The 10,933-nt window shown below is 69.5% G+C and carries 8 protein-coding genes and 2 pseudogenes; 5 read left to right on the top strand and 5 right to left on the bottom strand.

Annotated elements, in window-relative coordinates:
* Positions 1-289, top strand: a pseudogene (locus tag AOJ26_RS37330) (LysR family transcriptional regulator); the annotation flags it as partial.
* A gap of 318 nt (positions 290-607) precedes the next feature.
* Positions 608-2,434 carry an AMP-dependent synthetase/ligase gene (locus AOJ26_RS37325; RefSeq protein WP_053852793.1) on the top strand — a complete coding sequence of 609 codons (1,827 nt, stop codon included), beginning with the start codon at positions 608-610 and terminating at the stop codon, positions 2,432-2,434.
* Positions 2,435-2,440: 6 nt separating this feature from the next.
* Here the strand turns inward: AOJ26_RS37325 and AOJ26_RS37320 are convergent, their stop codons facing one another.
* Complete coding sequence (locus AOJ26_RS37320) at positions 2,441-3,229, bottom strand: heparin lyase I family protein (protein WP_053852792.1); 789 nt, start codon at positions 3,227-3,229, stop codon at positions 2,441-2,443.
* A gap of 200 nt (positions 3,230-3,429) precedes the next feature.
* On the opposite strand from AOJ26_RS37320, the gene AOJ26_RS37315 reads away from it, so the two are divergent.
* On the top strand, positions 3,430-4,266 hold the full coding sequence (locus tag AOJ26_RS37315; protein WP_053852791.1) for an aldo/keto reductase: 837 nt from the start codon (positions 3,430-3,432) through the stop codon (positions 4,264-4,266).
* Between the two features lie 79 nt (positions 4,267-4,345).
* Here the strand turns inward: AOJ26_RS37315 and AOJ26_RS37310 are convergent, their stop codons facing one another.
* Positions 4,346-5,047: an SDR family oxidoreductase gene (locus AOJ26_RS37310; protein WP_053852790.1), complete on the bottom strand. Its 702-nt coding sequence runs from the start codon at positions 5,045-5,047 to the stop codon at positions 4,346-4,348.
* Between the two features lie 105 nt (positions 5,048-5,152).
* Positions 5,153-6,010 carry a class I SAM-dependent methyltransferase gene (locus tag AOJ26_RS37305; RefSeq protein WP_053852789.1) on the bottom strand — a complete coding sequence of 286 codons (858 nt, stop codon included), beginning with the start codon at positions 6,008-6,010 and terminating at the stop codon, positions 5,153-5,155.
* Positions 6,011-6,122: 112 nt separating this feature from the next.
* Between AOJ26_RS37305 and AOJ26_RS37300 the strand changes: the two genes are divergently transcribed.
* Positions 6,123-6,935 (top strand): phytanoyl-CoA dioxygenase family protein, encoded by an 813-nt coding sequence (locus AOJ26_RS37300; RefSeq protein WP_053852788.1) that lies wholly within the window; start codon positions 6,123-6,125, stop codon positions 6,933-6,935.
* A gap of 39 nt (positions 6,936-6,974) precedes the next feature.
* On the opposite strand, the gene AOJ26_RS37295 is transcribed toward AOJ26_RS37300, so the two are convergent.
* Both AOJ26_RS37295 and AOJ26_RS45310 read right to left on the bottom strand, forming a co-directional pair.
* Positions 6,975-8,690 (bottom strand): glycoside hydrolase family 6 protein, encoded by a 1,716-nt coding sequence (locus AOJ26_RS37295; RefSeq protein WP_053852787.1) that lies wholly within the window; start codon positions 8,688-8,690, stop codon positions 6,975-6,977.
* 164 nt (positions 8,691-8,854) lie between these two features.
* Positions 8,855-9,024: pseudogene (locus AOJ26_RS45310) on the bottom strand (cellulose-binding protein); the annotation flags it as partial.
* Between the two features lie 507 nt (positions 9,025-9,531).
* On the opposite strand from AOJ26_RS45310, the gene AOJ26_RS37290 reads away from it, so the two are divergent.
* Positions 9,532-10,933: glycoside hydrolase family 48 protein (locus tag AOJ26_RS37290; RefSeq protein ID WP_199828911.1), on the top strand; the 1,402-nt coding region annotated here is incomplete at its 3' end.

Raw genomic sequence — 10,933 nt, 5'->3', positions numbered from 1 at the left:
GGCTCTTGAGGCCCTGGAGCGGCAGGGGCGTCCGTGGCGGATCGTGTGCGCCAGCGGAAGCCTGAACGGCCTGATCGCCGCGGCGCGGGCGGGGCTGGGGGTGATGGCGCGCTCCCGGGGGCTGGTGCCGCGTGGGCTGGTGGAGGTGCCCGACCGGTTCGGGCTGCCGGAGCTGGGGCGGGTGGACTTCGTGCTGGTGCACGGCCGCCGGCGAACGGCCGCACAGGGGGCGGCCGACGCGCTCGCCGCCGCGATCCTGGCGGGCGGGGACCGGCTGCACCGGGGGTGAGGGCTTCGGCCGAGTGACGCATCGCGGGTCGGCGGCGCTGAGTGAAGAGAAGGCGGCACCCCGTGGGCAACCGTTTCACCAGGGCGGCGAGCCGTAACCGGGACGTACAGATTCCGTGGAGATTACGGCACCGAAACTTACTCAACCGTCAGTTTTCTGTCCGACCCTTCCCCATGTGAGGGCATTTTCCGGTACTGACCTGGCCATACGTGAGCACCCCTCGGCTTCGGCCCCCCTCCCGCCCGCTGTCGGGGTGGGGTAGCTTTCACGGCGCTGTGCGGAGCTTCACTGAGCGCCAGGGAGAGCGGGGAGCGGGGTTTGCGCGAGTTCACCAACCCTCCGTTGGCGTTGGCACCCCCCGTGGGCGGACTGGCCGACGTCGTCTTCGAGCATGCCCAGAACGACCCCGTGCACATCGCCCTCGGCCGCAAGGACGAGAACGGCCGGTGGCGAGACGTGACCTCGGCGGAGTTCCGTGACGAGGTCATGGCCCTCGCCAAGGGATTGCTTGCCCAAGGCATCCGCTTCGGTGACCGGGTCGCGATCATGTCCTGCACCCGCTACGAGTGGACGCTCTTCGACTTCGCACTGTGGACGATCGGCGCGCAGGTGGTGCCGGTCTACCCGACCTCCTCCGCCGAGCAGTGCTTCTGGGCGCTGTACGACGCCGAGTGCACGGCCGCGATCGTGGAGCACGAGGACCACGCGATGACCATCGCCACGGTCATCGACCGGCTCCCGCGACTGCACCGGCTCTGGCAGCTCGACTCCGGCGCGGTGCAGGAGCTGTACGACGCCGGCGCCGCCATCGAGGACGAGGTGGTGCACCGCCACCGCCAGGCGGTCACCCCGGACTCGGTCGCGACGATCATCTACACCTCGGGCACCACCGGCCGCCCCAAGGGCTGTGTCATCACCCACGGCAACTTCATGTACGAGGCGGACACCGTCATCGAGCGCTGGGAGCCGGTGTTCCACTCCAAGAAGGGCGACGAGGCGGCGACCCTGCTGTTCCTGCCGCTCGCGCACGTCTTCGGTCGGATGGTCCAGGTCGCGGCGATCCGCGGCGGGGTCCGCTTCGGTCACCAGCCGCAGATGAACGCGGCCGCCCTGCTGCCGGACCTCGCCGCGTTCAAGCCGACCTTCTTCCTCGGGGTGCCGTACATCTTCGAGAAGGTGTTCAACGCCTCCCGCCGCAGGGCCGAGAAGGAAGGGAAGGCCGGACCGTTCGAGAAGGCCGTCGACGTGGCGGTGAAGTACGCGGACGCCATGGAGGCCAAGGCCTGGGGCGTCGGTCCCGGCCCCACGGCGGGGCTGCGGATGCAGCACCAGCTCTTCGACAAGCTCGTCTACTCCAAGATGCGGGCGGCGATGGGCGGCCGCATCAGACACGCCATGACCGGCGGTTCGGCCATGGACCGCAAGCTGGGCCTGTTCTTCGCCGGCGCGGGCGTGCACATCTACGAGGGGTACGGCCTCACCGAGTCGACGGCGGCCGCCACCGCGAACCCGCCCGAGCGCACCCGCTACGGCACGGTCGGCCAGCCCATCCCGGGCATGACCGTGCACATCGCGGACGACGGCGAGGTCTGGCTGTACGGCCCCAACGTCTTCCAGGGCTACCTCAACAACGAGAAGGCCACCGACGAGGCCCTGCACGACGGCTGGCTCGCCACCGGCGACCTCGGCTTCCTCGACGAGGACGGCTACCTCACCATCACCGGCCGCAAGAAGGAGATCCTCGTCACCTCCGGCGGCAAGAGCGTCTCCCCCGGCGTGCTGGAGGAGCGGGTCCGCGACCATCCGCTGGTCTCGCAGTGCATCGTCGTGGGAAACGACCGGCCCTATGTCGCCGCCCTCGTCACCCTCGACCAGGAGGCGGTCGAGCACTGGCTGGGGATGCGCGACAAGCCCCGGATGTCCCCGGCCCAGCTGGTGCGCGACGCCGACCTGGAGACCGAGGTGCGACGCGCGGTGGTGGCCGCCAACACCCTGGTCTCGCAGGCCGAGTCGATCCGCACCTTCCGCATCCTCGCGCAGCCCTTCACCGAGGAGCACGGGCTGCTGACGCCGTCGCTGAAGCTGAAGCGCAAGGCGATCGAGACGGCGTACGCGAACGAGGTCGAGGCGCTGTACCGGGCCTGAGCCGTCTCACACGAGCTGGTAGCCGCGCAGGTTGGTCAGCAGCAGATAGGTGTCCTGGAGGGACCCCGAGGTGTCGCCCAGGGAGCGGTAGATGCCCCACTTCGGGCGCACCCGGTCCGCCAGGAAGGTGTCCACCCCGGTCTTCGACGCGTCGACCACCGTGGCGCCGCCCGACTTGAGGATCCAGCGGACCGAGCCCGCCGAGCCGTTGCCGACCTTGATCTGGAAGTCGACGTCGGTCCACCTGTCGTGCAGCGGGTCGAGGCTGGTGCGGCCGACCAGGGTGTCGCTGTCGAACAGCTTCAGTTCGATGGTCTGTGCCCCGTTCACCCGCCGCAGGGACTGCACGACGATCGGCGAGGTGCCGGTGCCGGGCTGCTTCATCTGCATGATGTGGGTGAAGCTGGTGGTCGCCTTCAGTGAGCTCGGGATGTACATCGAGTAGGTGACCCGCCAGGTCTGGCCCTCGGTCCACCGCAGGTAGCTGCTGCCGCTCGTGCGCAGCCCGGTGACCTCCTGGCGCTGACGGTCGGTCGAGGTGTCGCGGTCGGCCATGTGCATGTTGAAGCGCCAGTTGTTGCCGGTGGCGTAGATGTGGGGCTGTCCGCCGGGGTGCGAGTCGGCCCGGTCGTCCTCGACGGTCTCGAAGGCGCCGAGGCCGTCGCCGCTCGCGGTCGGCGCCCACTTCTGCTGCCAGGAGGCGGCGTGTGCGGTCGTGGCGGCGGGCAGGCCGGCCGCCGCTCCCGCGGCCCCGGCGAGGGCGGCGCCCAGCAGTGTCCTTCTGGATGTGCTCATGACATACATCACCTCACAGATCGGCGTTCACATTCATGTATGGCGTTCAGTGACACAATCCAGAGTCGCCGCAGGGCAGTTGGCGGTCAATGGTCCGGACCAAAGTGACCGGACGGATTCTCCCGTCAGGAATGCATCACGGCTCGTGATCGTTGACGATGGGAGAACCACCTGACGACAACCGTAAGGATCAAGAGCTCGTGAGCAGCAAGGTCCCCCCGATCATCCTCAACAACGGCGTCGAGATGCCCCAGCTCGGTTTCGGCGTCTGGCAGGTGCCCGACGACGAGGCCGAACGCGCCGTCGCCACCGCGCTCGAGGCCGGGTACCGCAGCATCGACACAGCGGCGATCTACGGCAACGAGACGGGCACCGGAAAGGCCATCGCCGCCTCCGGAGTGGCCCGTGAGGACATCTTCGTCACCACCAAGCTCTGGAACAGCGACCAGGGCTACGACTCGACCCTGCGCGCTTTCGACACCTCGCTGGACAAGCTCGGCCTGGACTACGTGGACCTGTACCTGATCCACTGGCCCACGCCCGCGCGCGACCTGTACGTCGACAGCTACAAGGCGTTCGAGAAGCTGCACGCGGACGGCCGGATCAAGGCCATCGGCGTCTCCAACTTCGAACCCGAGCACCTGAAGCGGCTGATCGCCGAGACGTCCGTCGTCCCGGCCGTCGACCAGATCGAGCTGCACCCGCACCTCCAGCAGCACGCCGCACGCGAGTACCACGCGGAGCAGGGCATCGCGACCGAGGCCTGGTCGCCGCTCGGCTCCGGCAAGGGCCTTCTGGAGGTCCCGGCCGTCGTGGCCATCGCCCAGAAGCACGGCCGCACCCCGGCCCAGATCGTGCTGCGCTGGCACCTCCAGCTCGGCAACGTGGTCATCCCCAAGTCCGTGACCCCGTCCCGGATCAAGGAGAACATCGAGGTCTTCGACTTCAGCCTGGACGACGAGGACCTGGCGGCGATCAGGGCGCTCAACGAGGACCGGCGCCTCGGCCCGGACCCGACGACGTTCAACGCCGCCTGACGGCACAGCGGTTCGGCCGGCGGCGGGCCCCTGGAACAGGGTCCCGCCGCCGGCCGTCGTGCGTCCGGTGCCCCACAGCTCAGACGGGCTGCCCGATCGGCCGGACGACCACGGTGTTGATGTCGACGCCCTCCGGCTGCCGTACGGCCCACACGACCGAGTCGGCGATCTGGTCGGCGGTGAGCAGGTGCCCCGGCGGCAGGCTGCCGTAGCTGTCCCAGAACGGCGTCTCCGTCCGGCCGGGAGCGATGAGAGTGACACCGACGCCGAACTCGGTGACCTCACGGCGGGCGTTCTCGGCGAGCCCGGTCACCGCCCACTTCGTCGCCCCGTAGATGTTGCCGGCCGTGTGCACGAACCCGGCGACGCTGCCGACCAGGACGATCCGGCCGCGGCTCTCCTTGAGCGCGTCGATGGAGGCGCGGATGAGGAGGGCGGGGCCGAGCACGTTGGTCAGCACCATCTCGGACCAGCCGGCCGGGTCTCCCGCCGCCACCGTGTCATGGGTGGCGAAGCCCGCGTTGGCCACGACCGTGTCCAGCCGGCCGAACTCCTTGAGCGTGCCGTCCACGGCGGCCCTGACGTCGCCGTACTCGGCAGCGTTGCCGACGAACGTCAACAGCCCCTCGGGGTTGCCCAGTTCCTCGGCGAAGGCCCGCAGCCGCGGCTCCCCGCGGCCGGTGACGGCCACCCGGTGCCCCGCGTCGAGCAGTTGCCGCGCCACCGCGGCCCCGATACCGCTGCCACCGCCGGTGATGAGCGCGACCGGTGAGTCGGACATGGCTTTCCCCCTGTGTGTCTCCGTCAACTCGTGGACGCCAGGGAGTACATCAGTTGAAGCGTTCTCGAAGTCAAGTACCGCCGCGCACGCCTACGGTGTTGCTCCTCAGCCGGTCCGCACCGCCGTGTGCACCGTGTGCGCCGCCAGCAGGAACACGTCCGCCCGGCGGTGCACGCTCGCCGTGTCCTCGGGGTCGAGCAGCCGGTCGAGGGTGGCGCGGTCGTCCGCGTCCAGGTGGTCCGCGAAGACGTCCCGCACCCGGCCCAGCGACGCGGCGACGTACGCACGGGCCCGGTCGGTCGTCGGTGCCGGAAGGTCCAGCATGAAGCTGCGCGTCCCGGTGTGCCGCAGCCCGGCGGAGGCCATCAGCGCGGGCCAGTCCTCGACCTCCGGAACGGAGTCGGGCAGCTCCGCGCGCATCTGCGCGAACCACTCCTCCTCCAGCGCGTCCAGTCGCGCCTGGAGTCCGGGCCGTCCGATCCCGATGTCCCGGGGCAGGAAGCGGGCCGGCAGCCCGCCCTCCATCAACGCCAGGGTGCCGCCCCGCGCCAGCCGGGAGGCGAACGCGGCGATGCCGGCCCGCTGGTCGCCCAGGTGGTGCAGGCTCCGGCTGGCCCAGAGCAGATCGACGGGGTAGTCCAAGTCGTCGAGGATGCCCGGCAGTTCACCGGTGAGGGTGCCGAAGCGATCGGCGACCCCGAGCCGCTCGGCCCGGGCCCGGGCCCGCTCCAGCAGCGGCTCGGCCCCGTCGACGGCGACCACCCGGGCCGCCGGGAACGCCTCGGCGAGCAGACAGGACAGCACCCCGGGCCCGCTGCCCGCGTCGACGACCAGCCCCGGCTCGGTCTGCTTGTGCCCGAGCCAGGCCAGCGCCCGCTCGTAGAGGGGGGTGAAGAGTTCGGCCTGGGTCTCCAGGTGTCCGGCCATCCTGGACCAGTCGATGTCGGTGTGATCGTGCGCCATGGTGCCAACCTCTCCTCGGAATGCGGCCAGCGTGCGCCGACGCACCGGGATGACACCAGAGATGTTGCCACGACAGCAAAAAACACGGCAAAGCGGACGCAAAGAAAAGGGGATGCGCCCGCCCCCGCCCGTCCCCCACGATGACCTCATGGACGACGAACTGGTGGAGCGCTTCCTCGACGACGGATTCGTACGGATCGAGGGCGCCTTCCCGCCCCGCGTCGCCCAGCACTGCGCGTCGCTGCTGTGGCGGGAGACGGGCTACGACCGTGAGGACCCGGCCACCTGGAAGGACCCGGTGGTCTGGGTGGCCGACATGGCGCAGGGCCCGTTCGCGGCGGCCGCCAACACCCCGGTCCTGCACGAGGCGTTCGACCTGCTGGTGGGCGAGGACCGCTGGCAGTCCCGCTACTCACTGGGCAGTTTCCCGTTGCGGTTTCCGCACACGGAGGAACCCGACGACGCGGGCTGGCACATCGAGGGCAGCTACCTCCCCGAGGGCGCCCCGGCCGGCATGTACCACACCAATCTGCGGTCCCGGGACCGCGCCCTGCTGATGCTGTTCCTGTTCAGCGAGGTCACCGAGGCGGACGCCCCGACCCGCATCAGGGTGGGCTCCCATCTCGACGTCCCCGCGATCCTGGAACCGTACGGCGAACAGGGCGCGTCCTTCCTGGAGTTGGGCCCCCAGGTCGCCGAGGCCTCGGCCCACCGCCCGCTCGCCCACGCCACCGGCAGCCCCGGCGACGTCTACCTCTGCCACCCCTTCCTCGTGCACGCGGCCCAGCCCCACCACGGCACGAACCCCCGCTTCATGGCACAGCCGCCACTGCTCACGGCGCGGCCGCACGTGCTGGACCGGCAGGACGGCGACTACTCGGCGGTGGAGTACGCGATCCGCCGGGGCCTGGCCAAGGAGCACTGACCGGACCCCGGCGGGGTGACGCGTCCCGTACTCGGCGGACTACAGCGCCGGGTACGCGTTCTTCATGAGCTCCTGGAACTGCGCGGAGAACCAGTGCCCCGACAGCGGGGCGTTCGGCAGCGCACCGGACATGTTGTTGTTGTTCCGCGGGTTGCCGGTGTACGTCGGGTCGCACATCCGGTCGAAGCCCTTGCCCTCGTCGTTCGGGACGGCAGAGCTGGCCCCGTCGGACTCACCCGGAGGCTTGATCCACACGTAGGCGTCGATCCCGGCGGCCGGGCTGGCCTTCGGACGCTCACCGAGACCGGCACCCGCCTGGTTGCACCAGTTGCCGACGTGGATACGCCGGTCGATCTTGCCGCCGTTGACGTAGGTGTCCACGTCGGTCATGGCCCCGGGGCCGGTGGGCCGGGCGGAGCCGCCCCAGCCGTTGCGGGAGGTGTCGATCAGCATGCCGACGCCCGCGGGGAAGCCCTGGTTCACGGCCTCCTGCCGGAACGCCTGGGCGTAGGAGAGCTCGTCGACGTACCGGTTCCAGTCGACCCACTTCGACTCGCGCACCGACTTGCCGTTCACGGAGTCGTTGATGGTGAAGTTCGGCTCCTTCAGCGCGCTGTAGTTGGCGGTGTTGGTGATGAAGCCCTGCACGTCGTTGACCGTGGCGCCCTCGGCGGTGGCGGCCTGCTTGATCTGCTGGACGGTCGCGGAGAAGTTGTCGTCCCAGCCGAGCCAGCCGTGGTGCCCGGCGTCCACGTAGTTGTAGACGTTGGGGGCGTCACCGAGCTTGTTGAGCGCGTAGCCGACGCCCTTGACGTAGTTGCCGTTGGCCTTCATCGTGTCGCAGTTCGCGGTGGCCGTGGCCCGCGGCGTGACGTTGGTGACGAGGTTCGGCAGCGAGTCGATCTCGACCGTGTTGACGATCCGCAGCGAGGCGTACTTGGAATCGGCGAGGATCGCGGCGATCGGGTCGATGTACTGCGTCTTGTACTTGTCGATCTCCGTCGGGCCCAGTTCGCCGTTGGAGGCGAGGGCCGAGCAGTCGCGTCCGGGCAGATCGTAGATGACCAGCTGGACGACGAGCTCTCCCGAGCCCTTCTGCTTCAGCGCCTCGTCGAGATGGGCGCGCAGGCCCATCTTGCCGCCGGTGCCGTTGATCGCGGCGATCCGGTCCAGCCACACGCCGGTGGGCTGGTTGGAGATGCGGCTGCCCCCCGGCTCCGCGGCGGCGTTGGCGGACCACTCGGGATTCACGTACACCTTGGCGCCCGCGTACGGGTTGTCGACCCGGGTGCCCGGGGTGCCGGGGTCGGTCGGGCCCGGGTCGGTGGGGCCGCCGCCGTCGACGTTGCAGGTCACCCCGTCGAGGGTGAACGTGGCCGGCACGGCGTTGGTGCCGCTGTAGGAGCCCTGGAAGCCGAAGCTGGCCGAACCGCCGGTGGCGAGCGTGCCGTTGTAGCTCTCGTTGGCGGCGGTGACGGCCGTTCCGCTCTGGCTGATCTTGGCGTTCCAGCCGCTGGTGACCTTCTGGTTCCCGGCGTACGACCACTTCAGCGACCAACTCGACTTGGCGGCGCTGTTGTTGGTGATCGTGACGGCGGCGGTGAAGCCGGTGTCCCACTGGTTCTGCACCTTGTAGTCCACGGTGCAGGGGACGGCGGCGATACCTGCGTCCCCGGGGGTCACGGCGAGCGCGGTCCCGGAGGCCCCGGCGACGAGCGCCAGGGCAGCGAGGAGCGCTGTTCTCGTACGACTCATGAGTGCGGGTTTCCTTCTCGTTCGCGGGAGTTGTCCGTTGAGCGGGTGCTGTCCGGTGAACGGGTGCTGTCCGTTCGGGGCGCGCAGACGGTCACGCAGCCCGGTGCCGAACGCTGTGGGTGTGCCGTCGTGGCTGCCGATCAGGGACGGCCCCGAGGAGCAGTCCCGGCGGCCTCGTACCCGATGGCCGGGCAGGTGCCGCCACCCCACCGGCACTGCCACGCCTGGCTGGGCGTGGCGGTGGCGCGGTCCGGCAGGGCTCGTCGAACAGGTCGAAGACGACGGTGCGGTCGTTCTTGGAGGTGTCGGCCACCGACGCCCGGAAGGGCGCAGTTCACCCCGGCACGAGCCGGCTCGATGCCGGACAGGCCCGGCCGGTACTCCACGTCGAGGCGGGGGCGGCACCGGACGCCGTGACCGCCGGAGCCGTCACGGACCCGAAAAGGGCGACCGCGCCGGCGACGGCTACTGCTTTGCCCCGGGGGAATGAGCCCCGGACCCCCGGCGGACGAACGGGCCGACCAGCGTGACCGGCGCGATCTCCGCGGGGCGAACCCGAGTAAAAGTGCTGAACGCGGGGGGTGTCGCATGAGCGACTCCTTGCAGATCAGCGCGCCGTTACGGACGCGTCGACTGATGGAATCGCTCCCACTGGTGTTGAGGAAGGTAGCGCCAAGTGACGGCAAAGAACAGGGGGTTACTTGACTTTTCCCAGGCCCCGTTCGTCGAATCTTTTCGACTCTTCACGCACCTTGACCCCTTGAACGCACGTCTCCACTATGGGAGCGCTCCCACTGGTTCAGGCCTTGACTTCTCCGAGCCGCACAAGGAGGAACCAGCAATGCCCCCCACCAGGAGACGCCGGACCGCCCGGCGATTGTGGACCGCTGTCGTGGCGGCCATGGCACTGCCGTTCGCGATGCTCAGTGCGGCTTCAACTCCCGCACAAGCGGCGGCAGTTCAGTGCAGTGTCGACTACAAGACCAACGACTGGAGCTCCGGTTTCACCGCGGACCTGACGATCACCAACCGCGGCACGGACACCATCGACGGCTGGACCCTGACGTACGGCTACACGGGCAACCAGAAGCTGAGCAACGGCTGGAACGGCACCTGGTCCCAGTCCGGCCAGAACATCAGCGTGAAGGACGCCGGCTACAACGGCAAGATCGCCGCGGGCGCCGCCGTCACCACCGGGGCGCAGTTCACCTACAGCGGCACCAACGCGGCGCCCACCAACTTCGCTGTCAACGGGACCAGTTGCACCGGTGCCCACCAGCCGCCCATCACCGTGCTGACCAGCCCGGCGGCCGGCGCGGTCTACACCCAGGGCACCGCGGTCCCGCTCGCGGCCACGGCCGCCGCGGCGGACAACGCGACGATCAGCAAGGTGGAGTTCTACGACAACACCACGCTGCTGGGGACGGACACGACCTCGCCGTACTCGCTCTCGGCCTCAAGCTTGACCGTGGGCAGTCATTCGCTGCTGGCGAAGGCGTACGACAGCCTGGGCGCGTCCGCGGAGTCCACGCCGGTCGGCATCACGGTCGCCTCGGGGCCCGCGGTGGTCGCCTCGGCCACCCAACTGGCCGTGCAGCAGGGCAAGACGGGCACGTACACCGTGAAGCTGTCGACCCAGCCCTCGGCCAACGTGACCGTCACGACCGCCCGGACCAGCGGCAATTCGGGTCTGTCGGTGACCGGCGGGGCCTCGCTGACCTTCACCCCCTCGAACTGGAACACCGCGCAGACGGTGACCATCACCGCCAACGCCTCCGGCACCGGCGCGGCGACCTTCGAGTCGACGGCGACCGGCCACGCGAAGGCCTCGGTGAACGTCACCCAGATCGCGGCCACGGGCACGTACAACGCCCGGTTCCTGGATCTGTACGGCAAGATCACCAATCCGGCGAACGGGTACTTCTCCCCCGAGGGCATCCCCTACCACTCGGTGGAGACGCTGATCGTCGAGGCGCCGGACCACGGCCACGAGACCACCTCGGAGGCGTACAGCTACCTGCTGTGGCTCCAGGCCATGTACGGCAAGGTGACGGGCGACTGGTCGAAGTTCAACGGCGCCTGGGAGATCATGGAGAAGTACATGATCCCCACCCACGCCGACCAGCCGACCAATTCCTTCTACAACGCCTCCAAGCCGGCCACCTACGCACCCGAGCTCGACACCCCCAACGAGTACCCAGCGAAGCTGGACTCGTCGGTCGCCTCCGGTTCCGACCCGATCG

It is taken from the genome of Streptomyces sp. NRRL B-24085, from assembly GCF_001282115.1.
Lineage (GTDB): Bacteria > Actinomycetota > Actinomycetes > Streptomycetales > Streptomycetaceae > Streptomyces.
This window is presented reverse-complemented; position numbering and strand designations above follow the sequence as displayed.